Annotated in this window: 33 protein-coding genes and 10 pseudogenes; 23 read left to right on the top strand and 20 right to left on the bottom strand. The window is 46.8% G+C overall.

Going from position 1 to position 25,924, the window contains the following annotated elements; genetic code table 11:
• Positions 1-8 precede the first annotated feature (8 nt).
• The 4 genes and pseudogenes from ACQGXV_RS30355 to ACQGXV_RS30340 all read right to left on the bottom strand — a co-directional run bounded on the left by ACQGXV_RS30355 (position 9) and on the right by ACQGXV_RS30340 (position 2,834).
• On the bottom strand, positions 9-215 hold the full coding sequence (locus ACQGXV_RS30355; protein ID WP_440864106.1) for a hypothetical protein: 207 nt from the start codon (positions 213-215) through the stop codon (positions 9-11).
• A gap of 212 nt (positions 216-427) precedes the next feature.
• Positions 428-1,327 (bottom strand): transposase family protein, encoded by a 900-nt coding sequence (locus ACQGXV_RS30350; RefSeq protein ID WP_440864105.1) that lies wholly within the window; start codon positions 1,325-1,327, stop codon positions 428-430.
• A 306-nt stretch (positions 1,328-1,633) separates the two neighbouring features.
• Positions 1,634-1,939, bottom strand: a pseudogene (locus ACQGXV_RS30345) (transposase); the annotation flags it as partial.
• Positions 1,940-1,982: 43 nt separating this feature from the next.
• The gene (locus tag ACQGXV_RS30340; protein WP_440864104.1) at positions 1,983-2,834 is read right to left on the bottom strand and encodes an IS30 family transposase; all 852 of its coding nucleotides are present in this window, start codon (positions 2,832-2,834) and stop codon (positions 1,983-1,985) included.
• Here ACQGXV_RS30340 and ACQGXV_RS30335 point away from each other — a divergent pair.
• Positions 2,833-3,171 (top strand): DNA replication terminus site-binding protein, encoded by a 339-nt coding sequence (locus ACQGXV_RS30335; protein ID WP_440864103.1) that lies wholly within the window; start codon positions 2,833-2,835, stop codon positions 3,169-3,171. The two genes, ACQGXV_RS30340 and ACQGXV_RS30335, sit on opposite strands and share 2 nt — an antisense overlap.
• Before the next feature lie 19 nt (positions 3,172-3,190).
• Here ACQGXV_RS30335 and ACQGXV_RS30330 read toward each other — a convergent pair whose 3' ends face one another.
• The 3 genes from ACQGXV_RS30330 to ACQGXV_RS30320 form a co-directional block, all read right to left on the bottom strand.
• The gene (locus tag ACQGXV_RS30330) at positions 3,191-3,724 is read right to left on the bottom strand and encodes an IS630 family transposase (RefSeq protein ID WP_440862665.1); all 534 of its coding nucleotides are present in this window, start codon (positions 3,722-3,724) and stop codon (positions 3,191-3,193) included.
• Complete coding sequence (locus ACQGXV_RS30325; RefSeq protein ID WP_440864102.1) at positions 3,648-3,911, bottom strand: IS630 transposase-related protein; 264 nt, start codon at positions 3,909-3,911, stop codon at positions 3,648-3,650. The genes ACQGXV_RS30330 and ACQGXV_RS30325 overlap by 77 nt, the downstream gene beginning before the upstream one ends.
• Before the next feature lie 120 nt (positions 3,912-4,031).
• A complete protein-coding gene (locus ACQGXV_RS30320) occupies positions 4,032-4,211 on the bottom strand; it encodes an IS630 transposase-related protein (protein WP_440864101.1) in 180 nt (59 codons plus the stop codon).
• A gap of 34 nt (positions 4,212-4,245) precedes the next feature.
• Between ACQGXV_RS30320 and tus the strand changes: the two genes are divergently transcribed.
• Positions 4,246-4,692: a DNA replication terminus site-binding protein gene (gene tus, locus ACQGXV_RS30315; RefSeq protein WP_440867721.1), complete on the top strand. Its 447-nt coding sequence runs from the start codon at positions 4,246-4,248 to the stop codon at positions 4,690-4,692.
• Positions 4,693-4,702: 10 nt separating this feature from the next.
• Here the strand turns inward: tus and fumC are convergent, their stop codons facing one another.
• Positions 4,703-6,100 carry a class II fumarate hydratase gene (gene fumC, locus ACQGXV_RS30310; protein ID WP_440864100.1) on the bottom strand — a complete coding sequence of 466 codons (1,398 nt, stop codon included), beginning with the start codon at positions 6,098-6,100 and terminating at the stop codon, positions 4,703-4,705.
• 191 nt (positions 6,101-6,291) lie between these two features.
• On the opposite strand from fumC, the gene manA reads away from it, so the two are divergent.
• Both manA and ACQGXV_RS30300 read left to right on the top strand, forming a co-directional pair.
• Positions 6,292-7,464 carry a mannose-6-phosphate isomerase gene (gene manA, locus ACQGXV_RS30305; protein WP_440867719.1) on the top strand — a complete coding sequence of 391 codons (1,173 nt, stop codon included), beginning with the start codon at positions 6,292-6,294 and terminating at the stop codon, positions 7,462-7,464.
• 46 nt (positions 7,465-7,510) lie between these two features.
• Complete coding sequence (locus tag ACQGXV_RS30300) at positions 7,511-9,073, top strand: YdgA family protein (protein WP_440864099.1); 1,563 nt, start codon at positions 7,511-7,513, stop codon at positions 9,071-9,073.
• A gap of 218 nt (positions 9,074-9,291) precedes the next feature.
• On the opposite strand, the gene ACQGXV_RS30295 is transcribed toward ACQGXV_RS30300, so the two are convergent.
• Complete coding sequence (locus tag ACQGXV_RS30295; protein WP_440864098.1) at positions 9,292-10,032, bottom strand: IS30 family transposase; 741 nt, start codon at positions 10,030-10,032, stop codon at positions 9,292-9,294.
• Between the two features lie 100 nt (positions 10,033-10,132).
• On the opposite strand from ACQGXV_RS30295, the gene ACQGXV_RS30290 reads away from it, so the two are divergent.
• Complete coding sequence (locus ACQGXV_RS30290; protein ID WP_440864097.1) at positions 10,133-10,333, top strand: hypothetical protein; 201 nt, start codon at positions 10,133-10,135, stop codon at positions 10,331-10,333.
• Between the two features lie 27 nt (positions 10,334-10,360).
• On the opposite strand, the pseudogene ACQGXV_RS30285 reads toward ACQGXV_RS30290, so the two are convergent.
• A pseudogene (locus tag ACQGXV_RS30285) lies at positions 10,361-11,305 on the bottom strand (IS256 family transposase); the annotation flags it as partial.
• A gap of 36 nt (positions 11,306-11,341) precedes the next feature.
• Here ACQGXV_RS30285 and ACQGXV_RS30280 point away from each other — a divergent pair.
• On the top strand, positions 11,342-11,707 hold the full coding sequence (locus tag ACQGXV_RS30280; RefSeq protein ID WP_440862584.1) for an IS630 transposase-related protein: 366 nt from the start codon (positions 11,342-11,344) through the stop codon (positions 11,705-11,707).
• On the top strand, positions 11,631-12,164 hold the full coding sequence (locus tag ACQGXV_RS30275) for an IS630 family transposase (RefSeq protein ID WP_440867717.1): 534 nt from the start codon (positions 11,631-11,633) through the stop codon (positions 12,162-12,164). Before ACQGXV_RS30280 ends, ACQGXV_RS30275 begins: the two co-directional genes overlap by 77 nt.
• Before the next feature lie 26 nt (positions 12,165-12,190).
• On the opposite strand, the pseudogene ACQGXV_RS30270 reads toward ACQGXV_RS30275, so the two are convergent.
• Positions 12,191-12,454 (bottom strand): annotated as a pseudogene (locus ACQGXV_RS30270) (transposase); the annotation flags it as partial.
• An 86-nt stretch (positions 12,455-12,540) separates the two neighbouring features.
• Between ACQGXV_RS30270 and ACQGXV_RS30265 the strand changes: the two are divergent.
• From ACQGXV_RS30265 to ACQGXV_RS30255, 3 genes are read left to right on the top strand one after another with little or no spacing between them, the layout of a single operon-like run.
• A complete protein-coding gene (locus ACQGXV_RS30265; RefSeq protein WP_440864096.1) occupies positions 12,541-12,630 on the top strand; it encodes a transposase family protein in 90 nt (29 codons plus the stop codon).
• Positions 12,609-12,737, top strand: a complete 129-nt coding sequence (locus ACQGXV_RS30260) for a hypothetical protein (protein ID WP_440864095.1) — start codon at positions 12,609-12,611, stop codon at positions 12,735-12,737. Before ACQGXV_RS30265 ends, ACQGXV_RS30260 begins: the two co-directional genes overlap by 22 nt.
• Entirely contained in the window at positions 12,713-13,324 is a 612-nt protein-coding gene (locus tag ACQGXV_RS30255) for a transposase family protein (RefSeq protein WP_440864094.1), read from the top strand. Before ACQGXV_RS30260 ends, ACQGXV_RS30255 begins: the two co-directional genes overlap by 25 nt.
• Before the next feature lie 37 nt (positions 13,325-13,361).
• Here ACQGXV_RS30255 and ACQGXV_RS30250 read toward each other — a convergent pair whose 3' ends face one another.
• A complete protein-coding gene (locus ACQGXV_RS30250; protein ID WP_440864093.1) occupies positions 13,362-13,598 on the bottom strand; it encodes a helix-turn-helix domain-containing protein in 237 nt (78 codons plus the stop codon).
• A gap of 89 nt (positions 13,599-13,687) precedes the next feature.
• On the opposite strand from ACQGXV_RS30250, the pseudogene ACQGXV_RS30245 reads away from it, so the two are divergent.
• Positions 13,688-14,221, top strand: a pseudogene (locus ACQGXV_RS30245) (adenosine deaminase); the annotation flags it as partial.
• A gap of 30 nt (positions 14,222-14,251) precedes the next feature.
• On the opposite strand, the gene ACQGXV_RS30240 reads toward ACQGXV_RS30245, so the two are convergent.
• The gene (locus ACQGXV_RS30240; RefSeq protein WP_440864092.1) at positions 14,252-14,512 is read right to left on the bottom strand and encodes a hypothetical protein; all 261 of its coding nucleotides are present in this window, start codon (positions 14,510-14,512) and stop codon (positions 14,252-14,254) included.
• Positions 14,513-14,574: 62 nt separating this feature from the next.
• On the opposite strand from ACQGXV_RS30240, the pseudogene ACQGXV_RS30235 reads away from it, so the two are divergent.
• From ACQGXV_RS30235 to ACQGXV_RS30220, 4 genes and pseudogenes are all read left to right on the top strand, one after another.
• Positions 14,575-15,320: pseudogene (locus ACQGXV_RS30235) on the top strand (IS5 family transposase); the annotation flags it as partial.
• A 34-nt stretch (positions 15,321-15,354) separates the two neighbouring features.
• A complete protein-coding gene (locus tag ACQGXV_RS30230) occupies positions 15,355-15,720 on the top strand; it encodes an IS630 transposase-related protein (protein WP_440864091.1) in 366 nt (121 codons plus the stop codon).
• 13 nt (positions 15,721-15,733) lie between these two features.
• Positions 15,734-16,228: pseudogene (locus tag ACQGXV_RS30225) on the top strand (IS630 family transposase); the annotation flags it as partial.
• Positions 16,207-16,533 (top strand): annotated as a pseudogene (locus ACQGXV_RS30220) (transposase); the annotation flags it as partial. The pseudogenes ACQGXV_RS30225 and ACQGXV_RS30220, both read left to right, overlap by 22 nt.
• A gap of 41 nt (positions 16,534-16,574) precedes the next feature.
• Here the strand turns inward: ACQGXV_RS30220 and ACQGXV_RS30215 are convergent.
• The 6 genes and pseudogenes from ACQGXV_RS30215 to ACQGXV_RS30190 form a co-directional block, all read right to left on the bottom strand.
• A complete protein-coding gene (locus ACQGXV_RS30215; protein WP_440864090.1) occupies positions 16,575-16,808 on the bottom strand; it encodes an acyltransferase family protein in 234 nt (77 codons plus the stop codon).
• A gap of 160 nt (positions 16,809-16,968) precedes the next feature.
• Positions 16,969-17,961, bottom strand: a complete 993-nt coding sequence (locus ACQGXV_RS30210; protein ID WP_440867715.1) for a bile acid:sodium symporter family protein — start codon at positions 17,959-17,961, stop codon at positions 16,969-16,971.
• Between the two features lie 156 nt (positions 17,962-18,117).
• Positions 18,118-19,157, bottom strand: a pseudogene (locus tag ACQGXV_RS30205) (oxidoreductase).
• A 75-nt stretch (positions 19,158-19,232) separates the two neighbouring features.
• Positions 19,233-19,424, bottom strand: coding sequence for a transposase (locus tag ACQGXV_RS30200; protein ID WP_440864089.1), 192 nt, complete (start codon positions 19,422-19,424; stop codon positions 19,233-19,235).
• A 162-nt stretch (positions 19,425-19,586) separates the two neighbouring features.
• Positions 19,587-19,862, bottom strand: coding sequence for a transposase (locus tag ACQGXV_RS30195; RefSeq protein WP_440867714.1), 276 nt, complete (start codon positions 19,860-19,862; stop codon positions 19,587-19,589).
• Between the two features lie 25 nt (positions 19,863-19,887).
• Complete coding sequence (locus tag ACQGXV_RS30190) at positions 19,888-20,010, bottom strand: hypothetical protein (RefSeq protein ID WP_440864088.1); 123 nt, start codon at positions 20,008-20,010, stop codon at positions 19,888-19,890.
• Positions 20,011-20,062: 52 nt separating this feature from the next.
• Between ACQGXV_RS30190 and ACQGXV_RS30185 the strand changes: the two genes are divergently transcribed.
• The 3 genes and pseudogenes from ACQGXV_RS30185 to ACQGXV_RS30175 all read left to right on the top strand — a co-directional run.
• A complete protein-coding gene (locus ACQGXV_RS30185; protein ID WP_440863602.1) occupies positions 20,063-21,037 on the top strand; it encodes an IS30 family transposase in 975 nt (324 codons plus the stop codon).
• Positions 21,038-21,083: 46 nt separating this feature from the next.
• On the top strand, positions 21,084-21,980 hold the full coding sequence (locus ACQGXV_RS30180; RefSeq protein ID WP_440867713.1) for an IS30 family transposase: 897 nt from the start codon (positions 21,084-21,086) through the stop codon (positions 21,978-21,980).
• A 42-nt stretch (positions 21,981-22,022) separates the two neighbouring features.
• A pseudogene (locus ACQGXV_RS30175) lies at positions 22,023-22,178 on the top strand (cob(I)yrinic acid a,c-diamide adenosyltransferase); the annotation flags it as partial.
• A gap of 74 nt (positions 22,179-22,252) precedes the next feature.
• On the opposite strand, the gene rluB reads toward ACQGXV_RS30175, so the two are convergent.
• Positions 22,253-23,125: a 23S rRNA pseudouridine(2605) synthase RluB gene (gene rluB, locus ACQGXV_RS30170; RefSeq protein ID WP_440864087.1), complete on the bottom strand. Its 873-nt coding sequence runs from the start codon at positions 23,123-23,125 to the stop codon at positions 22,253-22,255.
• Positions 23,126-23,507: 382 nt separating this feature from the next.
• Between rluB and ACQGXV_RS30165 the strand changes: the two are divergent.
• From ACQGXV_RS30165 to ACQGXV_RS30145, 5 genes and pseudogenes are all read left to right on the top strand, one after another.
• Positions 23,508-23,597, top strand: a pseudogene (locus tag ACQGXV_RS30165) (IS5/IS1182 family transposase); the annotation flags it as partial.
• Between the two features lie 269 nt (positions 23,598-23,866).
• A complete protein-coding gene (locus ACQGXV_RS30160) occupies positions 23,867-23,995 on the top strand; it encodes a hypothetical protein (protein WP_440864086.1) in 129 nt (42 codons plus the stop codon).
• A 67-nt stretch (positions 23,996-24,062) separates the two neighbouring features.
• Positions 24,063-24,623 carry a transposase family protein gene (locus ACQGXV_RS30155; protein WP_440864085.1) on the top strand — a complete coding sequence of 187 codons (561 nt, stop codon included), beginning with the start codon at positions 24,063-24,065 and terminating at the stop codon, positions 24,621-24,623.
• A gap of 262 nt (positions 24,624-24,885) precedes the next feature.
• The gene (locus ACQGXV_RS30150; protein ID WP_440864084.1) at positions 24,886-25,302 is read left to right on the top strand and encodes a transposase family protein; all 417 of its coding nucleotides are present in this window, start codon (positions 24,886-24,888) and stop codon (positions 25,300-25,302) included.
• The gene (locus tag ACQGXV_RS30145; RefSeq protein WP_440867711.1) at positions 25,244-25,897 is read left to right on the top strand and encodes an IS30 family transposase; all 654 of its coding nucleotides are present in this window, start codon (positions 25,244-25,246) and stop codon (positions 25,895-25,897) included. Before ACQGXV_RS30150 ends, ACQGXV_RS30145 begins: the two co-directional genes overlap by 59 nt.
• The last annotated feature ends 27 nt before the right edge of the window (positions 25,898-25,924 follow it).

The raw sequence follows: 25,924 nt of genomic DNA, 5'->3' as shown, positions 1-25,924 counted from the left end.
TAAATTATTCAACAAAGCCTTACATCGCCGCACCAAACCTGGTCAGGTTTGGTAACAGCGAACTGCCTATTGAGCAGATTTGGAATATCAATACGTTCATTTCCACCGCGGTTGTATTGATGTTTTTTTGTTTGGCAACTAACGAGGGTTAATTCTTTCATCAACTTACCCGCTAACCACCGCCCAAGTTTCACGTCGTGTGTATTGGTAACCATCGTGGCGATAGTCCTTGCGCCCGCAGACCCGCCACTAACGTTCCACGCTTCGCTGACCAGGCTACGTTTTATCGTCCGCTCAATATCTGGCTCCTTAGGTCGACACCAATAGCGATAACTGCTTCGGTGAACATTAAAAATACGACACAACGCTTTCACTAAGCGTGTTGCTTAATAGTGAAATAAGGGTGTTTCGGTGATTGAAGTAAATTTTACGCTGTTCTGCGATGGAAATTCCAAAGACCGGCGCTAAGGAGTAAGAAGGTATCATCAATAAAGGGTCTACGATTCCGTAAAATTTGGGTCATGCAACCGAGGCGCTTGATACCCGCGATGGCGTGTTCAACTGTAATACGGATGCCCGAGATTATTTTATTTTCTTGTTTTTGTTCAGGCGATAAAGGTCTTTTTCGAGTTCCTTTTTTTGGGATTTGTGTATTAGGATACTGTTTATCTATACCTTGAAAACCGGTATCTGCCCAGATGGTTACCTCAGGAGGAATATGGCGAATTATATCGACTTTATCGAGTAAGCGTTTATCGTGACGGCGCCCATTTTTGCTCATGGGGATAAATCCAACTTGCCTTGTTTCGTCAGTCATAATAAGCCCTTTTCGAGTGGTCTGTCTTTTCTTTCCCGAATACATTTTTTTTCGCCGACGCAGATTCTTAGGCTTTTGGACAGGTCGCTCTGTCCCATCAATAAAGACGTCTTTAACTCCAGGAAAGGCGCGAAAAAATTCCTCAGTAGAGCGAATTTGACGAGCGGGCAAAACACATTCTCGCCCCAAGGTCATCTCTAAAACCGGCAATAATATTTTTACCCAGCGATATACCCGTGTTCTATCTAAACCAAAAAGAAGTCCTTGCAAATCATAGGTCGGATAACATTTTAAATACAATAAAATAAAAAGCAGTTTATCTAATGGGGTTGGGATAAATCCTTTCTGCCCTGCACCCATCTGCCGCTCGTGATCTTTTCGATTCTTTTTCCGATAAATCAAATAACAAGCTGAAAATTCAGCGGCTAAATTTTTCACTTCTTCGACTGATAATCCAATGATTGCTTTACATAAACGATTATCTCGTAACAACCGCTCTTTGTTGATCATTTCAAACCTTTATTCTCTAAGTTAAACCTCTTTTTATTCTCAATAGCCTGACAAAAAATGCAAGTCTCTATTCAGCAACTAGTTTACTGGATAAAGCGCTCTTAGCTTTTCAACTACCGAGGCTTTGTTGAATAATTTAAGATACTGATTTATATAAGCATTATAAAATTTCAACGACTAATTTTTCCTCTCGGAATGCTTTTTATTGTGCTAACTATTTGATTTGTCGTTCTAACAAAATACATTCTCTGTAAATGCATTCTAACTAAAGAAGATGTAAATCAAACGGTTAAATTATACAACAAAGCCAACTACCGAGAATTTTTCAGTGAGTCGGACATTAAGAGCGCAGTAGCCTTTTTTTAAGATGGCATTCTCCATTTCCAGTCGGTGGATTTTTTTCTTCATTTCTCTGAACTCAATTTGTTCAGGTGTTAATGGCAGACAAGGCGATGTTTTCCCTTGACGTTCTAAACGAAGGGCTCTTACCCACCGGCTAATCGCTGAAAGACTGACGTTCATGGCTTTCGCGGCTTCCTGGTAGGTATAATTTTGGTCAAGGACTAATTTGGCGGTTTCACATTTAAATTCAGCAGTAATTATTTTACTCATTTTGGCACCTATAAAAATTATGAGGTAAGCATATCACCTCTACTTAGGTGGCCAAATTCAGTATGCCACTACACAGCCCGTTGGTGTGCTCATTCAAGCCCCTCTCCCAGGAATGATAAGGATGGGCAAAGTAGACCTGCGCCCCTGTGATTTGAGTAATTTGCTCGTGCAGAGCGAATTCAGGGCCGTTATCAGCTGTTAGGGTCTTAAACTTGCAAAAGGTATTAGCTTCAATGTCCCTGAAAGCAGCAACCACAGTCTCCGCACGCTTATTAGGCAGTTTGCGAATGATGACGGTTTTCAATGCTTTACCTACGATGGTTAACAAGAATGACTTCTGGTCTTTGCCAAAAATAGTGTCAATTTCGAAGTGGCCAGGCTCCTGTTTAAGCTCGGCTTGAGCTGGGCGATACTCAATACCAACACGGTTGGGAATAGGGCCTGATTTGAGGTTTTCGGCATTGTACCTGTAACGTTTTCCCCGATGAGGAAGTTGCTGATATAGCTCCCCGCCAGCCTGTCTCTCCTGCAGGATATAGCGATATAGCGTATTCTTGCTGACAGATATACCGAATTCCAGGTGCAAACGGCCACTGATGATTTCAGGTGAAGAGTGAGTGGAAAGCGCCTGCCTGATGAAGTTCTGAATGTGTGGCTCCAACTGGTAAAAAGCATTGTTTGGCAGAGGCTTATGACGGTGTTCCCGGACCAGAGTGTCCGCCCTTCTACAGCAGTAGACACCATTGAAAGTAGGGTCGGTATTGCGTCTGAGTTCCCTGCTGATGGTCGAGCGAGGCAGAGCAAGCTCTCTGGCGATGGTAGCTTGGTTGACACCTTCACCACGCCGCTTTTCGATGTAGAATCGTTCTTTCTGAGTCAGATGTTTTCCCTGCATGCAACAGGCTCTCCAGTATGGCCAGAACGGTGATTTTATCCGACTCTGGCAAGTGGGTCACTTTGTTGCGTTTCGAGTGGGAATGGGGCAACTGATTGCTGCCCTTTATGAGACCTTTTCATCACTAGAACAGCTGCTTGCAGAATTTCGCCAGCGTTTGGCCTCGCTTACCCTGCTCAATGCTCGCGTGTTCATCCTCCCGACTGTCGAAAAAGGGAAAGAACACGATCCCATCACTCAGATCCCCGTTACGGCGTTGCAAGGCGAAGCGGCCTGTGCGGCGGGTCTGGCACACGTTCAACGTTTGTTTATTCATCATTATGCCGAGACGGTATAGCCAAGCGACTTAATTTTGATTACACCATATGGACTGAGAACAAACTCTCTGTATCGCAACCCATCTCTCTTTTTTTGCTTTTTGCTTGTGCCCATTTATGCTCAATTGGGTTAAGATCTGGCGAATATGTAGGCAAATACTCCACCATATACCCTGCATCGATGATGACTTGTTGAATATTATGTTTTTTGTGAAAAGTGGCATTGTCCATCATGATTACACTGTTTTTAGGGAGTACTGGGATAAGGACTTGTGTGACCCAGGCATAGAAAACATCGCTGTTAATATTGATATCAAATAATCCGATAGCAAACAGCGTTGTGCCTAATAAAGCGCCGATAACATTTGTTCTTCCCCTAGCTCCCCAGTTCTTCAGGCCAAAACACCGTTGACCTTTTGGGGAATAGCCGTGAGTCCGTGGGGCATCGTGTGAAAAACCACTTTCATCAATAAAAACAATAGGTTTACCTTCTTTTTCATACTGTTGTTTTTTTTGTTGAAATCCCTGCCGGGCGTTTTCGTCGGCTTTCGGATGACGTAGAGTTTTTTTTATAGGTCAATCCCAGCTTTTTAAGCGCTTGCCAAATGGCCTTCTGACAAACGCCAAAACGCTCTGCACGTTCTTTTTGGTAAGCATCTGGATATTGTTCAACATCTTTTATCAACTCGGATTTATCGATCTTTCGGGCTTTGTTGAATAATTTAAGATACTGATTTATATAAGCATTATAAAATTTCAACGACTAATTTTTCCTCTCGGAATGCTTTTTATTGTGCTAACTATTTGATTTGTCGTTCTAACAAAATACATTCTCTGTAAATGCATTCTAACTAAAGAAGATGTAAATCAAACGGTTAAATTATTCAACAAAGCCGATCTTTCGCTGACGCGTGGTCGATGCTTTTGACTCTATTTGATTAATCCAACGCGATACAGAGGCAGGGCCAATCCGAAATTGCTTCGCTGTTTCTCGGATACTCAACCCTTCGTTTTTCCGTGTAGATATCACTTTACGTCTAAAATCAATTGAATAGCTCATTTAAATAATGTAATCAAAATTAAGTCGTTTAGCTATAATCGAACCCGATACCGTGCGCTTTGGTTGGGCCAATAAGCATGTAGTGAATACGCTGACCCGCGAGGCGGTATTAGAAAAACTGGAGAAAAGCCTTCAGGCAACCCGCGGAATTTCACCGACAGAAAAAGCCACTTGGCACGCCCGGGTAACCCAGGAACTGATTGATATCAAAAAGCTGCCGCAAGATGACGTGTTGAAGATTAAACGGCCGGTGAAAGTACAACCTATCGCCCGAGTGTGGTATCAGGACGCGCAGAAACAGGTGCAACACCCCTGCCCGTCACCGTTATTGGTGTTGTGCCGCGATCAATCACGCATTCCACTCATTGGTGAATTGGGAAACTATCTGGCTGACAGTGTTCAACCCAAATTCAGACCGAAAGCGAAAGCGCTGCGACTGCTGATTCCGCGCCTTCACCTCTATCTGGATGAAAGCGCGTAAGACTCGCCCCTTATCCGATATGCAAGCTACCCACCATATCCTGCGGACGCACCCACTCATCGAAATGCGACTCGGTTAAATAACCGAGTTTAAGCGCGGCGGCTTTGAGCGTTAATCCATCTTTATGCGCTTTCTTGGCAATCTCTGCGGCTTTATCGTAACCGATGTGGGTGTTTAATGCGGTAACCAACATCAGAGAGTCATTCAGCAACTGTTCAATACGATCGCGGTTAGGCTCAATACCGATAGCGCAGTGCTCATCAAAGCTCTTCATGCCATCTGCCAGCAAACGAACCGATTGCAGGAAATTGTGGATCACCATGGGGCGATAGACATTGAGCTCAAAATTCCCCGACGCGCCCCCCATATTCACCGCCACATCATTACCCATCACCTGGCAACACAGCATGGTCAGCGCTTCACACTGAGTCGGATTCACTTTCCCTGGCATGATGGAACTGCCAGGCTCATTTTCAGGGATGCTCAACTCCCCGATGCTGCAGCGTGGCCCAGACGCCAGCCAGCGCACATCGTTGGCTATTTTCATCAGTGATGCTGCCAACCCTTTCAACGCGCCGTGCCCATGCACCAGTGCATCACAGGTTGCCAACGCTTCGAATTTATTGGGGGCGGTAATAAACGGTTGTCCGGTCAATTCGGTCAGCGCGCTAGCAACGCGAACGGCATATTCAGGGTGGCTGTTAAGGCCCGTCCCCACCGCCGTGCCACCGAGAGCCAATTCGCTCAAATGGGGAATGCTGTTCTCAATATGCTTGCGGTTATGTTGCAACATGGCAACCCAACCGGAAATCTCCTGCCCCAAGGTCAACGGCGTGGCATCCTGCAAATGGGTGCGCCCGATTTTAACGATATCGCTGAACGCCTCGGCTTTCGCCTGTAACGTTGCCAACAGCGCATCAAGCTCCGGCAACAGATGGGTATTGAGGGCGATAACGGCAGCTACGTGCATTGCCGTAGGGAATACATCGTTCGAACTTTGGCTTTTGTTAACATCATCATTGGGGTGCACTAAACGTGCATTACCGCGTTCTCCCCCCAGTATTTCGCTGGCACGGTTGGCTAGCACTTCGTTCATGTTCATGTTGCTTTGCGTGCCAGAGCCGGTCTGCCAAATCGCCAAAGGAAACTCGCCGGGGTGTTTCTCGGCTAACACCTCATCAGCAGCCTCAATGATCGCCGCGCTCTTGTCATCTGGCAACAGGCCGAGCATGTTATTGACCTGTGCGGCTGCACGTTTGGTCAACGCCAAGGCGAAAATTAGCGCTTGCGGCATTTTCTCCTCAGAGATACGAAAATGCTCCAAAGAGCGCTGCGTTTGAGCCCCCCACAGCTTATTGGCGGGAACATCAATCGGGCCCATGGAATCTTTTTCGATACGAGTCGTCATTGGTTTTTTCTCCTAACATTCCTAAAAAGGACGGGGGGTCATGGTCTTGTCTGGCATCGTGATTGAGAAAACATTAACATGCACGTCAAGCGCCATCGTCTGCAAGCTAAGGCAGTGTATTCATATTCACCGCCTTTATTAACCTCTATAGTCACATATATTAACAAATTACATAACAATCGAGTGTGAATATGCAAAAAATGCGCAATAGCATCCAGCACTACGCCTGGGGAAGCACAACAGCATTAACAGAACTCTACGGCATTGAGAATAAAGACAATCGACCAATGGCAGAGCTTTGGATGGGGGCGCATCCCAAAAGCAGTTCGTGGGTGCTGAATGATCAGGGTGAGGAACAGCGTTTACGTGACGTTATCAGCGATGCGCCCGTGGAGACATTGGGAGCGTCTATCGCAGCACAGTTTGGTGAGCTGCCATTTCTGTTTAAAGTTCTCTGCGCGGCGCAGCCGCTCTCCATTCAGGTTCACCCGAGCAAATCCGCCGCAGAGCAAGGTTTTGCCAAAGAGAACAGGCTCGCGATCCCGCTCGATACGCCCCATCGCAATTACAAAGATGCCAACCACAAGCCAGAACTGGTGTTTGCCTTAACGCCCTTTCAAGCGATGAACGGTTTTCGAGAGCACGACGATATTGTGGCACTATTGCAGCCCGTTGCCAGCGCACATCCGTCCATTACCGCCTATTTGCAGCAGCCCGATGACAAAAACCTGTCGATGCTGTTTGCCAATTTATTGAGTATGCGCGCAGAGATCAAAGATCGCGCTCTGGCAGTGTTAAAAGCCGCACTCACCTCACAACAGGGTGAACCCTGGGCGACGCTGCGCAACATCATTCAGGAATACCCTAACGACAGCGGACTGTTTTCCCCGTTGTTGCTCAACGTCATCACCCTGCAACCGGGGCAAGCGATGTTTCTTTATGCGGAAACGCCGCATGCTTATCTGCACGGCGTGGCACTCGAAGTAATGGCAAATTCGGATAACGTACTGCGGGCTGGACTCACCCCTAAATACATCGATATTCCTGAGCTGCTGGCGAACGTGAAATTCATCCCTAAACCGGCGAACCAGTTGTTAACTCAGCCGATTGAAGACGGTGAAACCTGCTATTTTCCCGTACCGGTCGCCGATTTTGCCTTTTCCCTGCATCATCTGAAAGGTCAGCCACAAACGCTGAACCAACAGAGTGCTGCCGTTGTCTTTTGTATCGATGGAAAAGCCACGTTGATTAAAAATGGTCAACAGCTTACGCTTTGTCCCGGCGAATCCTGTTTTTTGCGTGCGTCAGAGTCTCCCGTCAGCGTAGAGGGAAGTGGACGACTGGCACGCGTTTATAATGGTTAGACACTTTCTCCCTTTAGGGATGCTTACTTAGAAAAGGAATCACACTATGAAGAAGTCTCTGATTGCCGTCGGAGTTATCGTCGCACTGGGCGCCGTGTGGACAGGTGCGTCATGGTATACGGGCAAGCAATTGGCACAAAACATCGATACTGTCACCGCTGAATTTAACAAGCAGTTGCAGGAAGCCTATCCGAATTCAGGATTCAAGCTGGTGTATCGTGATTACCAAGGGGGCGTGTTTAGCAGTACGTTTTCTCTGGTGTTACAGCCTGACGGTTCTGCATCAGAAACGCGTCCATTAGCGCCCAAAAACGAAATCGTGCTCAACGAAACCTTTTCACACGGGCCACTTCCGCTCGCCCTGCTAAAAAAAATGAATTTACGTCCCAGCATGGCGCATATCCACAGCGAACTGGCTAATACCGAAGCGACCAAAGAACTGTTTGATGTGCTTCAGAATCAGCCGTTCCTGAGCGCAGAAACACGTGTGGCATTCAATGGTGATACGTCATCTGTTATCTCTCTACGTCCACTCGATATTGACAGTGAGGGCACCAAATTTGCCTTCAGCGGCACTGATATTGCGTTAGACCTTGCTCACGATCTACGTAGCAGCCGAATTTCAGGCACGGTTTCTCACTTTTTATCAGAAACCACCAATTACGAAGGCGGCAAAGAGACTATCGTTCTCGAAGGCTTTGGATTGGAAGCGAACAATCACCGCGGCAAGTTTAATCTGGATCTTGGCGATGGTGGTGTCACCCTGAAATCCATGAGGGTGACACCACCAATAAGTGACCCTGTCACGCTGAATAACTTCGTGATCAACAGCACCATGAGCGAAGATGACAAAAGCATCGCTGGCGCGATAACATTGTCATTAGACGCACTGCTGCTCAAAGATCGCGACTTGGGTAGCATGAAGTTTGCTTTCAACTTTAACCAACTCGATGGAGAAGCAACACAACAGTTCGCCAAAACCTATAAGGCCTTGAGTGCGTCATTCCTGGAGTCGCCGTCCGCCATGGACCCACTGCGTTTCCAGTATGAGCTCGGACAATCATTACGCAAGGCTTTGCCTGGCTTGCTGAAAGGCAACCCTAACTTTACCATCGCCCCTTTGAGTTGGAAAAATGCCAAAGGTGAAAGCACACTAAACGCCTCACTCAATTTGACTAACCCGGTGCAATCCACAGCGTTAACGCCGCCGGCACAAAGTGATGAAGAAGGCGTGATCCGTCGCGCGGTTAAACAACTGTATGTGACATTGAACGCACCAATGTCCATGCTGGCTGAAGGCATTGTTCAGGCCGGAGGACAAGCACAATCAGAGCAAGAGCATCAGCAACTGATTACCAGTGCGCAAGAGCAAGTGAAAATGCTGGCTGGCGTAGGTGAAATGAACCAAATTACCGTGACCAAAGATGATGCTATCACCAGTTCGCTGCACTATGCGGACAATCAGGTGGAGTTCAACGGACGCAAAATCTCACTGGCAGAGTTTATTGCCCCCTTTATCGATATCCCTACCGATGCAGGTGACGAAGGCGATGATGCCGAGCCGGAAACACAAGACACACCGGCAGTCGTGCCCCCGCAAGCGCAGTAATGCCTATACCGCCTGCGCGTTCTGGCAGGCGGTCCCCTAGAATTCGCTGAGTAAATGGTCATACCGTTGGATAAACACACACTCGAGTCGCGTCAGAGCGTACTTTATTTTGCTGCAATGGCACTGGCCTGGCTGGCAGCACAGGTTTTTTCTGAAACGGATGGCTGGCTAAGTCTGATGCCCCATTCCCACTCGAAACGCAACAAAACGGTAGAGGCTTATGCCACCAGTAAGTGCGTTAAAAATACCTCATTGGGGGAGCGATAGCCCAGCGATTTTCTGCCCCTTGTATTGAGTATGTGTTCGAGTTCGGCAATCTTACGATGACTGACCTGACTGAAGTCTGTTCCCTTTGGGTAAAAACGTCGTATCAGCCCGTTGGTGTGCTCATTCAAGCCCCTCTCCCAGGAATGATAAGGATGGGCAAAGTAGACCTGCGCCCCTGTGATTTGAGTAATTTGCTCGTGCAGAGCGAATTCAGGGCCGTTATCAGCTGTTAGGGTCTTAAACTTGCAAAAGGTATTAGCTTCAATGTCCCTGAAAGCAGCAACCACAGTCTCCGCACGCTTATTAGGCAGTTTGCGAATGATGACGGTTTTCAATGCTTTATCTACGATGGTTAACAAGAATGACTTCTGGTCTTTGCCAAAAATAGTGTCAATTTCGAAGTGGCCAGGCTCCTGTTTAAGCTCGGCTTGAGCTGGGCGATACTCAATACCAACACGGTTGGGAATAGGGCCTGATTTGAGGTTTTCGGCATTGTACCTGTAACGTTTTCCCCGATGAGGAAGTTGCTGATATAGCTCCCCGCCAGCCTGTCTCTCCTGCAGGATATAGAGATATAGCGTATTCTTGCTGACAGATATACCGAATTCCAGGTGCAAACGGCCACTGATGATTTCAGGTGAAGAGTGAGTGGAAAGCGCCTGACTGATGAAGTTCTGAATGTGTGGCTCCAACTGGTAAAAAGCATTAAACTAGTTGCTGAATAGAGACTTGCATTTTTTGTCAGGCTATTGAGAATAAAAAGAGGTTTAACTTAGAGAATAAAGGTTTGAAATGATCAACAAAGAGCGGTTGTTACGAGATAATCGTTTATGTAAAGCAATCATTGGATTATCAGTCGAAGAATTGAAAAATTTAGCCGCTGAATTTTCAGCTTGTTATTTGATTTATCGGCAAAAGAATCGAAAAGATCACGAGCGGCAGATGGGTGCAGGGCAGAAAGGATTTATCCCAACCCCATTAGAGAGTCTGTAAAGAATTTCGTGTAAATGGCTCCATCGCTTAACCGGAAATCCGATCTCCATACATCAACATGAATTGGCTCATAGCCGGTTTCCAGTCTCTGATTGGTAGGGTCCATTTAGCCGAGATATTATGCAAGGCTAGATAGAATAATTTTAGCACCGAGTCATCCGTTGGAAATATTCGTCGCGTTTTCGTTATCTTGCGCAATGAAGCATTTAACGATTCTATCGCGTTGGTGGTGTAGATAACCTTGCGAATCTCCGGCGGAAAATCAAAAATGACGATGAGACGTTCCCAATTATTTCTCCACGATGGGCTGATCGTCGGGAACTGTTCATCCCATTTGGCCGCGAAGGCATCCAGGGCCTCTTCAGCGCCCTCTAGCGTTGCGGAACTATAGATAGTGCGGAGGTCAGCAGCAACGGCTTTACGCTCTTTCCAGCCGACGTAGCGCAGCGAGTTCCGCACCTGATGCACGATGCAGAGCTGTACCCGCGTATGCGGGTAAACAGCTTCAATGGCATCAGGAAAGCCCTTCAGGCCATCGCAGCAGGCGATGAAGATGTCCTGTAGCCCACGATTTTTCAGTTCTGTCATTACAGATAACCAGAACTTGGCCCCCTCGGTTTTGGCTATCCATAGCCCCAGCAGCTCTTTTTCGCCCTGGCCGTTGATGCCTAGAGCCAAGTAAACAGACTTGTTGGTCACGGCTCCGCCGTCCTGGCTTTTGACCACAATACAGTCAAGGTAAACAATGGGATAAAACGCATCCAGCGGCCGTTGCTGCCAGCGCTTAACGTCATCCATCACGGCATTGGTCACTTGAGAAATGAAGCCAGCGGAAACATCGACCCCGTAGACTTCTTTAAAGTGAGCCTGAATATCACGGGTTGATAGCCCTCTGGAATAGAGAGAAATAATGCGGTCATCGAAACCGTTAAGCTGCTTTTCGTGCTTACCGATCAGTGTCGGCTCGAAGGTATAGCTAAACGACTTAATTTTGATTACATTATTTAAATGAGCTATTCAATTGATTTTAGACGTAAAGTGATATCTACACGGAAAAACGAAGGGTTGAGTATCCGAGAAACAGCGAAGCAATTTCGGATTGGCCCCGCCTCTGTATCGCGTTGGATTAATCAAATAGAGTCAAAAGCATCGACCACGCGTCAGCGAAAGATCGATAAATCCGAGTTGATAAAAGATGTTGAACAATATCCAGATGCTTACCAAAAAGAACGTGCAGAGCGTTTTGGCGTTTGTCAGAAGGCCATTTGGCAAGCGCTTAAAAAGCTGGGATTGACCTATAAAAAAAACTCTACGTCATCCGAAAGCCGACGAAAACGCCCGGCAGGGATTTCAACAAAAAAAACAACAGTATGAAAAAGAAGGTAAACCTATTGTTTTTATTGATGAAAGTGGTTTTTCACACGATGCCCCACGGACTCACGGCTATTCACCAAAAGGTCAACGGTGTTTTGGCCTGAAGAACTGGGGAGCTAGGGGAAGAACAAATGTTATCGGCGCTTTATTAGGCACAACGCTGTTTGCTATCGGATTATTTGATATCAATATTAACAGCGATGTTTTCTATGCCTGGGTCACACAAGTCCTTATCCCAGTACTCCCTAAAAACAGTGTAATCATGATGGACAATGCCACTTTTCACAAAAAACATAATATTCAACAAGTCATCATCGATGCAGGGTATATGGTGGAGTATTTGCCTACATATTCGCCAGATCTTAACCCAATTGAGCATAAATGGGCACAAGCAAAAAGCAAAAAAAGAGAGATGGGTTGCGATACAGAGAGTTTGTTCTTAGTCCATATGGTGTAATCAAAATTAAGTCGCTTGGCTATACTGTTGCGGGCGCGCGGAATATCGAGCTCGAGCGCCCCATTTTGGCTACGTACGCTCTTGGATGTCTTGCCATTGCGGGAGTTGCCTGAATTATTACCAGCCGGGTCATGCTTAGCATACCCAAGGTGTATCTCCATCTCAGCTTGAAGAACCCGTTCCGCCAGTCTTTTAGTCAGCTCCTTGAGTAGGCCTGATTCACCCAGAAGCTCCTGAGGGGAGTGGCAATCCTGAAGCAGTTGGTCAATAAGTTCGTTGCTGATATGCATTTTTTGTCCTCTGAAGGTTTTCCTCAAAATGCCATTTACACAGATCTTTTTACACTCTCCCATTAGATAAACTGCTTTTTATTTTATTGTATTTAAAATGTTATCCGACCTATGATTTGCAAGGACTTCTTTTTGGTTTAGATAGAACACGGGTATGTCGCTGGGTAAAAATATAGCCAACCGACTTAAAAATGATTACATCCTATGCCCTGATATGCGGCAAAGAAGCATAGCTGGCTGTTATCAAAATAATGTCGCTTGGCTATATTATTGCCGGTTTTAGAGATGACCTTGGGGCGAGAATGTGTTTTGCCCGCTCGTCAAATTCGCTCTGCTGAGGAATTTTTTCGCGCCTTTCCTGGAGTTAAAGACGTCTTTATTGATGGGACAGAGCGACCTGTCCAAAAGCCTAAGAATCTGCGTCGGCGAAAAAAAATGTATTCGGGAAAGAAAAGACAGACCACTCGAAAAGCGCTTATTATGACTGACGAAACAAGGCAAATTGGATTTATCCCCATGAGCAAAAATGGGCGCCGTCACGATAAACGCTTACTCGATAAAGTCGATATAATTCGCCATATTCCTCCTGAGGTAACCATCTGGGCAGATACCGGTTTTCAAGGTATAGATAAACAGCATCCTAATACACAAATCCCAAAAAAAGGAACTCGAAAAAGACCTTTATCGCCTGAACAAAAACAAGAAAATAAAATAATCTCGGGCATCCGTATTACAGTTGAACACGCCATCGCGGGTATCAAGCGCCTCGGTTGCATGACCCAAATTTTACGGACTCGTAGACCCTTTATTGATGATACCTTCTTACTCCTTAGCGCCGGTCTTTGGAATTTCCATCTCAGAACAGCGTAAAATTTACTTCAATCACCGAAACACCCTTATTTCACTATTAAGCAACACGCTTATTGTTTGGCAGAGGCTTATGACGGCGTTCCCGGGCCAGAGTGTCCGCCCTTCTACAGCAGTAGACACCATTGAAAGTAGGGTCGGTATTGCGTCTGAGTTCCCTGCTGATGGTCGAGCGAGGCAGAGCAAGCTCTCTGGCGATGGTAGCTTGGTTGACACCTTCACCACGCCGCTTTTCGATGTAGAACCGTTCTTTCTGAGTCAGATGTTTTCCCTGCATGCAACAGGCTCTCCAGTATGGCCAGAACGGTGATTTTATCCGACTCTGGCAAGTGGGTCACTTTGTTGCGTTTCGAGTGGGAATGGGGCCTCGATTTGGCTGGCGATTAATTAGGCTTCCCGGGCGGTTTGTTTACTTCGCACTTTCGTTAGGCGCGTGATAACGGTTGGCATATTACCGTTCATGCCGGTGAAGCGGCGGATGCTGAAAGTATCTGGCAGGCGATTCGTCAATTAGGGGCAGAGCGCATCGGTCACGGCGTAGCCGCCATTGTGGAAGCCGCCATTGTGGATAAAACGCTAATGACACACATGGCGCAGCAACAGATCGCCATTGAATCCTGCCTGACGTCAAATATTCAAACCAGTACCGTCATGTCCTTAGCGGAACATCCTCTGCCCCACTTTCTGCGTCACGGTATTCCCGCGACCATCAATACTGACGATCCGGTAGTACAAGGGATCGAGATAGCACACGAATATCACACTGCCGCCCCGCAGGCTGGCCTGACCGCCGATGAAATTCGTCAGGCGCAGAGCAATGGATTGGCCGTCGTGTTTCTTTCCGAGCAGGACAAACAGCGTATTCGTGAAAAAGTTCAACGCAAGCGCGCTCGCGCGTAAGCTCAAGCACACCGGGGCGACAGCTCGCCCCTACAGGGTTATCACACGATTTATCCAACGTAACCGGCTTAATAGACAGCAAATCAGGTATGACAGCGCAAAGGTCAACGCGCCATAGAGCACAATAAAGCCATAGACGGACAAAAAGCTGAACATGAGGTATAACCGGTCATAAAGCGCGGTGTTGTTAATCTCTATGACGAAGATATTGTGCACCAGATAAATCCCCAACGTTTTACTACCAATCCGACCGATCATCCCTTCAAGCCAGGCAAAACGGGTATGTAACATTAGGCTGTGTCCCTTAATTGCTTGAACTATAGTATCCATCTGTTTCTAAGACACTTTGGATTATGGCTCGCTACGATCTTTCTGATGAAGCATGGGCAATCATTGAGCCCTTGTTACCAACCGTTTTGACATCTCCGCAGGCAGGCCGGCCATGGGCAGAACATCGCAAAATCGTCAACGGCATGTTCTGGATACTGTGTTCAGGTGCCCCATGGCGTGATTTACCTGAACGTTACGGCCCATGGAAAACCGTTTATAACCGTTTCAATAGATGGTCAAAGTCTGGAGTTATTAACATTATTTTTAATAAGTTACTTTCATTTCTTGATGCTCATGGACTTGTTGACTGGTCAGCCACTGCGCTGGATGGCAGCAATATCCGTGCGCTCAAATGTGCGGCTGGCGCTCAAAAAAACATCCCGATATTACCAACGATAACAGCCTGAGTCGCTCACGAGGTGGTTATGGCACCAAAATCCACATGGCGACTGACGGAAGCGGCATCCCGCTAAATATCGTACTGAGTGCTGGGCAGGCTCACGAAAGCCTGTTCGCGTTACGACTCCTGGACGGCATTGGCGTGCAACGGCAGAACGGTAGCATGAAGCGTCGTGGTCATGCGGTACTGGCTGACAAAACCTACTCTGGCAATGCACTCCGTAACGAGTTGAAAAGAAAAGGGATAAGAGCGGTTATTCCCCGAAAATCAAATGAAAAACTGGCTTCAGATGGACGCTCACAACTTTATCGTGATGCTTATCGCCGTCGCAACGTTGTAGAAAGATGTTTTGGCCGTTTAAAGGAATATAGCTAAACGACTTAATTTTGATTACATTATTTAAATGAGCTATTCAATTGATTTTAGACGTAAAGTGATATCTACACGGAAAAACGAAGGGTTGAGTATCCGAGAAACAGCGAAGCAATTTCGGATTGGCCCTGCCTCTGTATCGCGTTGGATTAATCAAATAGAGTCAAAAGCATCGACCACGCGTCAGCGAAAGATCGATAAATCCGAGTTGATAAAAGATGTTGAACAATATCCAGATGCTTACCAAAAAGAACGTGCAGAGCGTTTTGGCGTTTGTCAGAAGGCCATTTGGCAAGCGCTTAAAAAGCTGGGATTGACCTATAAAAAAAACTCTACGTCATCCGAAAGCCGACGAAAACGCCCGGCAGGGATTTCAACAAAAAAAATAACAGTATGAAAAAGAAGGTAAACCTATTGTTTTTATTGATAAAAGTGGTTTTTCACACGATGCCCCACGGACTCACGGCTATTCCACAAAAGGTCAACGGTGTTTTGGCCTGAAGAACTGGGGAGCTAGGGGAAGAACAAATGTTATCGGCGCTTTATTAGGCACAACGCTGTTTGCTATCGGATTATTTGATATCAATATTAACAGCGATGTTTTCTATGCCTGGGTCACACAAGTCCTTATCCCAGTACTCCCTAAAAACAGTGTAATCATGATGGACAATGCCACTTTTCACAAAAAACATAATATTCAACAAGTCATCATCGATGCAGGGTATATGGTGGAGTATTTGCCTACATATTCGCCAGATCTTAACCCAATTGAGCATAAATGGGCACAAGCAAAAAGCAAAAAGCAAAAAAAGAGAGATGGGTTGCGATACAGAGAGTTTGTTCTCAGTCCATATGGTGTAATCAAAATTAAGTCGCTTGGCTATACTGCCACGATGCGTTGCTAAGAAAGAAAATCAGGCCCCTTATCCCGCCGCGAAGCGGAGCCAAATACTGGCCGGACAAGTACCATGAACGTAACCATGCGGTGGCGAATCAGCGTCTGAGCGGGAGTAATGATATGTGGAAAAAGAAAGTGGGTTATCACCGGCGTTCAGTGGCAGAAACAGCGATGTTCCGCATAAAAACTTTGCTGGGTGGCCATCTGAGCCTGCGTGACTATGAGGCTCAAGTAGGTGAAGCCATAGCGATGGTCAAAGCGCTGAACCGTATGACGTTGTTGGGTATGCCACACAGTGTCAGGATAGGATAACAGGTGTAGCAGAGGGAGTCATCCTGTCGGCTAATTCTGATTTATTCAACAAAGCCTTTAGTCATCACATAACGAAATTGATCCTCATGGTGATTATTCAATAAAAAATAGCCACTCGCCATATAAAACATTGCCACACCAAATTGTCCGGTCTGACGAATAAACAATACGCCAAAATCCTGAGGATCACGATTCATAAAATAGAGAGAGACATGTGAAATAATAACCAGAAAAATCGCAACAATTTTCATCAAATCGAGACTATAAATTCGCATACCTCGTCCTTATGACCAAGATAACATTCGAAATAACTCACGTTTGAGAAGTATTGGTGATTTTTACGATGATATAATGCAGAAAACGATTCTATCCAAGGAAGCGTGCTAAGGCCGGACGGTTATCCGGCCTTAGAATAAGACTAAACAGTTTGAACCATTAGGCCGGTTTCACCGGTTGCGTCTTGGCCCTTTTATTAGCATAACGCTGAGCCAAGGCGGCGCACACCATTAATTGAATCTGATGAAATATCATCAACGGCAACACCATGGCGCCAACGGCGGCGGCGGGAAACAGCACATTAGCCATAGGAATACCGTTCGCCAGACTCTTTTTGGAACCGCAAAAGACGATGGTGATCTCATCGGCAGTATTGAAGCCCAACTTACGCGCCGCCAAGGTGTTAACCACCAGCACAATCGCCAGCAGCACAATCGAACAAACGACCACGGCCAGCAGCGACCAGCCGTTAATTTGTGTCCAAATCCCCTGCACTACGGCTTCACTGAAGGCCACATAAACCACCAACAGAATCGATGACCGGTCAGTAATATTAATCAATTTGCGATGGCGTTCAACCCAACCCGCAATCAGTGGACGAGAAAGATGCCCTAACACAAACGGCACCATCAGTTGCAGGATAATCGAGCCAATCGCGTGCAGCGTATCCGTTTCCCCGCCCTGTGTGTGCATCAACAAACCGACAAGAATGGGAGATAAAAACACGCCAAGAATGCTGGACGCTGACGCGCTGCAAATAGCAGCCGCCACGTTGCCTCCCGCCATTGATGTATAGGCAATAGCTGATTGCACCGTAGCAGGCAGTGCACACAGGTAGAGAAACCCAAGATAGAGCGTCGGCGTCAACACGGTAGGCACCAATGCATTCATCCCCATACCCAGCAGCGGAAAGAACAAAAAGGTGCTGGCGAACACCACCAGATGCAAACGCCAGTGCCCCATGCCTGCGGTGATTGCTTCACGTGAGAGCTTTGCGCCGTGCATAAAAAACAGCAGCGCTATAGCTGCCGTGGTCAGGTATTCAAAAAAGGTTTTCACGTTACCTTCGCACGGAAAAACCGATGCCGTAAGCACCACCACAATCAATACCAGTAAAAATTTATCAATACGAAGGCGTTGTAACCATGACAAGGGAGAGAATGAAGCCATTACAGGAACCTGCTGTTTTTATAAAAAATACGGTCAATCTTAAGATCGCCTTTATCAACGAAATGCCAACAAGATCAAAACTAACCTTGCATCATAAGGAGATGAAATGGTAAGGCATGATGCTATCCGATTTCGGGATCATTGTTTTTTGACCATCACCGCACGGCGTTCCTGATGAGAGAGCAGGCCAATCTCAATCAACTCCATCACCTGCTCAGCGGGCACTGGGTTTTCGCCCTTGCCTTGCAGCGCATCACGCACTGCCGCGTAATAGGCAGGATAGTTACCAGGCAACGTCGTTACCGTCTGCTCAGCCATCACCCCATCCTGATGCAGCGTTAGCACACCATGACGCGAATCCTGCCCCCAACCTGTCTGCGGCAGACGTACACCGGTTTTCAAACGATCTTCTTGCGGATCAAGGCCATATTTAATGAAGCTGCCTTTGGTTCCGTGCAGCGTAAAACGCGCAGACTCGGCGGCCACCAGCATACTGGCATGTAACACCATACGACGCTGTGGGTAAATCAAGGTGGCATGAAAATAATCCGTCGCTTTGCCGCCAGGGCGCAGTTGTGCCAGATCCACATTGATAGCCACTGGCAACCCAAACAGCTGCAGCGCTTGATCCAACAGATGCGGTCCTAAGTCGTACCAGATTCCGCTGCCCACACTGCCATCTTCACGCCAGCGCTGACGCACTTCCGGGCGGAAACGGTCAAAATGGGACTCAAGATAAACGACTTCGCCCAACACACCGGTATCAACTAACTGTTTTAGCGTGAGAAAATCTCTGTCCAAGCGACGATTGTGGAACACAGACAACAGCTTTCCACTGTGGGCCGCCACCTGCGCCAGCTCTTTTGCTTGTGACAACGTCACGGTGGAAGGTTTATCAACCACCACGTGTTTCCCCGCTAACAGCGCCTGTTTGGCCAAAGGGAAATGGGTTTCATTCGGGGTGGGAATGGGGCAACAAGATCAATATCGGTACGGCTGAACAGCGCCTGCGGATCGTCAACCACAATGACGTCAGCCCAATCCGCATGCACTTTCTGCACATCACTGCTCGACACGGCAACCAGTTTCATACCCGGCACGGCGGTGATCAACAGCACATGAAACGTCTTGCTGGCATAGCCATACCCTACCAGCCCGACGCGAATGGTATCACTCATGAATGTCCCATCGGTAGTATTATCCTTGTCATCAATGCATTAGCATGAGTATATAGCCAAGCGACTTAATTTTGATTACACCATATGGACTGAGAACAAACTCTCTGTATCGCAACCCATCTCTCTTTTTTTGCTTTTTGCTTGTGCCCATTTATGCTCAATTGGGTTAAGATCTGGCGAATATGTAGGCAAATACTCCACCATATACCCTGCATCGATGATGACTTGTTGAATATTATGTTTTTTGTGAAAAGTGGCATTGTCCATCGGCTTTGTTGAATAATTTAAGATACTGATTTATATAAGCATTATAAAATTTCAACGACTAATTTTTCCTCTCGGAATGCTTTTTATTGTGCTAACTATTTGATTTGTCGTTCTAACAAAATACATTCTCTGTAAATGCATTCTAACTAAAGAAGATGTAAATCAAACGGTTAAATTATTCAACAAAGCCTTGTCCATCATGATTACACTGTTTTTAGGGAGTACTGGGATAAGGACTTGTGTGACCCAGGCATAGAAAAGATCGCTGTTAATATTGATATCAAATAATCCGATAGCAAACAGCGTTGTGCCTAATAAAGCGCCGATAACATTTGTTCTTCCCCTAGCTCCCCAGTTCTTCAGGCCAAAACACCGTTGACCTTTTGGGGAATAGCCGTGAGTCCGTGGGGCATCGTGTGAAAAACCACTTTCATCAATAAAAACAATAGGTTTGCCTTCTTTTTCATACTGTTGTTTTTTTTGTTGAAATCCCTGCCGGGCGTTTTCGTCGGCTTTCGGATGACGTAGAGTTTTTTTTATAGGTCAATCGCCCCATTCCCAGTCGAAATGCAACAAAGTGACCCACTGGCCAGACCCGGATAAAATCACCGTTCTGGCCCTACTGGAGATCCCGTTGCATGCAGGGAAAACATCTGACTCACAAAGAGCGGTTCTACATCGAAAAACGGCGTGGTGATGGGGTTAACCAGGCCACCATCGCCCGGGAACTGGAGCTTCCTCGTTCTACCATCAGCAGGGAACTCAGACGCAATACCGACGCCGCTTTCAACGGGGTCTATTCCTGCAGAAGGGCCGAAACGTTGGCCAGAGGGCGGCGGCAGAAAACACGGCCGGACAGCGTGATTAACCAGCTTGAACCGCACATTCAGGACTTTATCATAACGGCGCTGTCTACCCACACCTCACCTGAGGTCATCAGTGGGCGCCTGGTCCTGGAATTTGGCCTGTCCGTCAGCAAGAACTCGCTCTATCGCTATATCCAGCAGGAGCGCCGGGCCGGCGGTGAGCTGTATCAGCAGCTCCCTCATCGGGGTAAACGGTATAACTATCAGACCGATGAGAACAAACGCGGTCCTATTCCCAACCGTGTTGGCATTGAGCAGCGGCCGGCCGTTGCTGACCTCAAGCAGGAACCCGGGCATTTCGAGATTGACACCATCTTTGGCAAAGATCAGAAATCATTCCTGCTGACGGTGGTCGATAAAGCCGTCAAGCTGGTCATCATTCGCAAACTGCCCAACAAGCGAGCAGAGACAGTGGTAGCGGCCTTCAGGGACATCGTTGCCAATACCTTCTGCGAGTTTAAAACCCTGACTGCTGACAACGGTTCTGAATTTTCCCAGCACGGGGAAATTACAAAAGTCACGGGGGCACCGGTCTACTTTGCCCGGCCATATCATTCCTGGGAACGCGGGTTGAATGAGCATACCAACGGGCTGATACGGCGTTTTTACCCGAAGGGAACGGACTTCAATTATGTCACCCATCGCAAGGTTGCAGCACTCGAACACCTGCTCAATACGCGAGGCAGAAAATCGCTGGGTTATCGTTCTCCAAATGAGGTATTTTTAACGCACTTACAGGCGGCATAATGCCCTACCGTTTTGTTGCGTTTCGACTGGGAATGGGGCAGCTACCATCGCCAGAGAGCGTGCTCTGCCTCGCTCGACCATCAGCAGGGAACTCAGACGCAATACCGACCCTACTTTCAATGGTGTCTACTGCTGTAGAAGGGCGGACACTCTGGCCCGGGAACGCCGTCATAAGCCTCTACCAAACAATGCTTTTTACCCGTTGGAGCCACACATTCAGAACTTCATCAGGCAGGCGCTTTCCACTCACTCTTCACCTGAAATCATCAGTGGCCGTTTGCACCTGGAATTCGGTATATCTGTCAGCAAGAATACGCTATATCTCTATATCCTGCAGGAGAGACAGGCTGGCGGGGAGCTATATCAGCAACTTCCTCATCGGGGAAAACGTTACAGGTACAATGCCGAAAACCTCAAATCAGGCACTATTCCCAACCGTGTTGGTATTGAGTATCGCCCAGCTCAAGCCGAGCTTAAACAGGAGCCTGGCCACTTCGAAATTGACACTATTTTTGGCAAAGACCAGAAGTCATTCTTGTTAACCATCGTAGATAACGCATTGAAAACCGTCATCATTCGCAAACTGCATAATAAGCGTGCGGAGACTGTGGTTGCTGCTTTCAGGGACATTGAAGCTAATACCTTTTGCAAGTTTAAGACCCTAACAGCTGATAACGGCCCTGAATTCGCTCTGCACGAGCAAATTACTCAAATCACAGGGGCGCAGGTCTACTTTGCCCATCCTTATCATTCCTGGGAGAGGGGCTTGAATGAGCACACCAACGGGCTGATACGACGTTTTTACCCAAAGGGAACAGACTTCAGTCAGGTCAGTCATCGTAAGATTGCCGAACTCGAACACATACTCAATACAAGGGGCAGAAAATCGCTGGGCTATCGTTCCCCCAATGAGGTATTTTTAACGCACTTACTGGTGGCATAACCCTCTACCGTTTTGTTGCGTTTCGAGTCGGAATGGGGCAGCGCATTACGGCAGCGACCGTCCCATCAGAGCGTGATCATTACTGGTCGCGGCTGCCACCGCGAATTGTTGGAATTGGCGGATAAGGTAACGGAAATGCGGCCGACAAAACACGCGTTTGATGCGGGTATAAAGGCTCAGCAAGGCATCGATTGGTAAGAAAATACGCTATTGATATTGCGGGGTGTAGCGACTGCACACCCCGTGTAAAACCCAATATATACAGATCACACTTAGCCGTTACGCTTTGGCGCACTGCGACGCGCAGGACCAGCCTGGCCGTGGCGTTTAACCGCACGACGAATTTGATTGGCTTTCACCCGACGACGCTCGCGCTCCACCGGCAGTTTACTGGTGGTTTCCGCCGGCAATTGCACCAGCTCACGCAGATAGTTAAGCTGCTCGAGCAGCATTTCTGTCCAACCACCGCGCGGCAACCCTTTTGGTAATGGGATGTCGCCATAGCGCACACGAATCAAGCGGCTTACCTGCACGCCGACCGCTTCCCACAGACGACGCACTTCGCGGTTGCGCCCTTCGGTCAGCGTGACGTTATACCACTGGTTCAATCCTTCACCACCGCTGTACTTCAGGGTGCAGAACGATGCAGGACCGTCATCAAGCTGTACACCTTTGGTCAGTAGTTTGAGTTTATCCTCATCCACTTCACCAAACACCCGCACCGCATATTCACGTTCTACTTCATGACTGGGGTGCATCAAGCGGTTTGCCAATTCGCCGTCGGTGGTGAACAACAACAGGCCAGAGGTATTCACATCCAGACGCCCTACCGCTACCCAGCGCGAATCGCGCATTTTCGGCAAGCGGTCGAATACCGTCGGGCGACCATCGGGATCGCTGCGGGTGCACAGCTCACCTTCCGGTTTGTAATAGATCAGTACGCGACACACCGCTTCTTCAGTTTCCTTCACAGAAACCACGTGACCATCGATACGAATGCGGGTTGCCTTGGTCACCTCGACGCGGTCGCCCAGCGTCGCAATTTTTCCGTCCACGCTCACACGGCCTGCCTGGATAATGCCTTCAATCTCGCGGCGTGAGCCGTGGCCAGCGCGCGCCAGCACTTTTTGTAACTTTTCGCTCATTGAGCAGCCTCAGAGTGTCGCCTTCACAGGCGTCGGATAAAACAATGAGTCAACGTTAATTACCGCATAACTCACTGATGAGTATCTGTTTAACAGAGGAATTCGGGCAATGCCCCCCTGCTTATCGCCACATCGCCGTACCCGTAGCGCGAGTGGCCGATCATTCTACATGAATTTTAGGCTAAAAAGCGCATCTTGTTTGAGTACAACGGCATATCGACCGATAATCCTGTTACAGGGAGCCGTATACGCTAGCGCCGACACTACAGGAAACGTCCATGACATCGATTTCACCGCTGGTCTGCCGTAATGCCACGCACTAGGCTGTGTCCCTTAATTGCTTAAGCTATAGTATCCATCTGTTTCTAAGACACTTTGGATTATGGCTCGCTACGATCTTTCTGATGAAGCATGGGCAATCATTGAGCCCTTGTTACCAACCGTTTTGACATCTCCGCAGGCAGGCCGCCCCATTCCCACTCGAAACGCAACAAAGTGACCCACTTGCCAGAGTCGGATAAAATCACCGTTCTGGCCATACTGGAGAGCCTGTTGCATGCAGGGAAAACATCTGACTCAGAAAGAACGGTTCTACATCGAAAAGCGGGCTTTGTTGAATAATTTAACCGTTTGATTTACATCTTCTTTAGTTAGAATGCATTTACAGAGAATGTATTTTGTTAGAACGACAAATCAAATAGTTAGCACAATAAAAAGCATTCCGAGAGGAAAAATTAGTCGTTGAAATTTTATAATGCTTATATAAATCAGTATCTTAAATTATTCAACAAAGCCGCTGGCGGGGAGCTATATCAGCAACTTCCTCATCGGGGAAAACGTTACAGGTACAATAAACTAGTTGCTGAATAGAGACTTGCATTTTTTGTCAGGCTATTGAGAATAAAAAGAGGTTTAACTTAGAGAATAAAGGTTTGAAATGATCAACAAAGAGCGGTTGTTACGAGATAATCGTTTATGCAAAGCAATCATTGGATTATCAGTCGAAGAATTGAAAAATTTAGCCGCTGAATTTTCAGCTTGTTATTTGATTTATCGGAAAAAGAATCGAAAAGATCACGAGCGGCAGATGGGTGCAGGGCAGAAAGGATTTATCCCAACCCCATTAGATAAACTGCTTTTTATTTTATTGTATTTAAAATGTTATCCGACCTATGATTTGCAAGGACTTCTTTTTGGTTTAGATAGAACACGGGTATGTCGCTGGGTAAAAATATTATTGCCGGTTTTAGAGATGACCTTGGGGCGAGAATGTGTTTTGCCCGCTCGTCAAATTCGCTCTGCTGAGGAATTTTTTCGCGCCTTTCCTGGAGTTAAAGACGTCTTTATTGATGGGACAGAGCGACCTGTCCAAAAGCCTAAGAATCTGCGTCGGCGAAAAAAAATGTATTCGGGAAAGAAAAGACAGACCACTCGAAAAGGGCTTATTATGACTGACGAAACAAGGCAAATTGGATTTATCCCCGGCTTTGTTGAATAACTTAACCGTTTGATTTACATCTTCTTTAGTTAGAATGCATTTACAGAGAATGTATTTTGTTAGAACGACAAATCAAATAGTTAGCACAATAAAAAGCATTCCGAGAGGAAAAATTAGTCGTTGAAATGGCTTTGTTGAATAATTTAACCGTTTGATTTACATCTTCTTTAGTTAGAATGCATTTACAGAGAATGTATTTTGTTAGAACGACAAATCAAATAGTTAGCACAATAAAAAGCATTCCGAGAGGAAAAATTAGTCGTTGAAATTTTATAATGCTTATATAAATCAGTATCTTAAATTATTCAACAAAGCCTTTATCCCCATGAGCAAAAATGGGCGCCGTCACGATAAACGCTTACTCGATAAAGTCGATATAATTCGCCATATTCCTCCTGAGGTAACCATCTGGGCAGATACCGGTTTTCAAGGTATAGATAAACAGCATCCTAATACACAAATCCCAAAAAAAGGAACTCGAAAAAGACCTTTATCGCCTGAACAAAAACAAGAAAATAAAATAATCTCGGGCATCCGTATTACAGTTGAAGACGCCATCGCGGGTATCAAGCGCCTCGGTTGCATGACCCAAATTTTACGGAATCGTAGACCCTTTATTGATGATACCTTCTTACTCCTTAGCGCCGGTCTTTGGAATTTCCATCTCAGAACAGCGTAAAATTTACTTCAATCACCGAAACACCCTTACTTCACTATTAAGCAACACGCTTAATGCCGAAAACCTCAAATCAGGCCCTATTCCCAACCGTGTTGGTATTGAGTATCGCTCAGCTCAAGCCGAGCTTAAACAGGAGCCTGGCCACTTCGAAATTGACACTATTTTTGGCAAAGACCAGAAGTCATTCTTGTTAACCATCGTAGATAAAGCATTGAAAACCGTCATCATTCGCAAACTGCCTAATAAGCGTGCGGAGACTGTGGTTGCTGCTTTCAGGGACATTGAAGCTAATACCTTTTGCAAGTTTAAGACCCTAACAGCTGATAACGGCCCTGAATTCGCTCTGCACGAGCAAATTACTCAAATCACAGGGGCGCAGGTCTACTTTGCCCATCCTTATCATTCCTGGGAGAGGGGCTTGAATGAGCACACCAACGGGCTGATACGACGTTTTTACCCAAAGGGAACAGACTTCAGTCAGGTCAGTCATCGTAAGATTGCCGAACTCGAACACATACTCAATACAAGGGGCAGAAAATCGCTGGGCTATCGTTCCCCCAATGAGGTATTTTTAACGCACTTACTGGTGGCATAACCCTCTACCGTTTTGTTGCGTTTCGAG

The sequence above is a fragment of the Symbiopectobacterium purcellii genome (assembly GCF_052050035.1).
In the GTDB taxonomy this organism is placed as follows: Bacteria; Pseudomonadota; Gammaproteobacteria; order Enterobacterales; family Enterobacteriaceae; genus Symbiopectobacterium; species Symbiopectobacterium purcellii_A.
The sequence above is the reverse complement of the archived record's forward strand: the minus strand, read 5'-3'. Positions and strand labels throughout refer to the sequence as shown.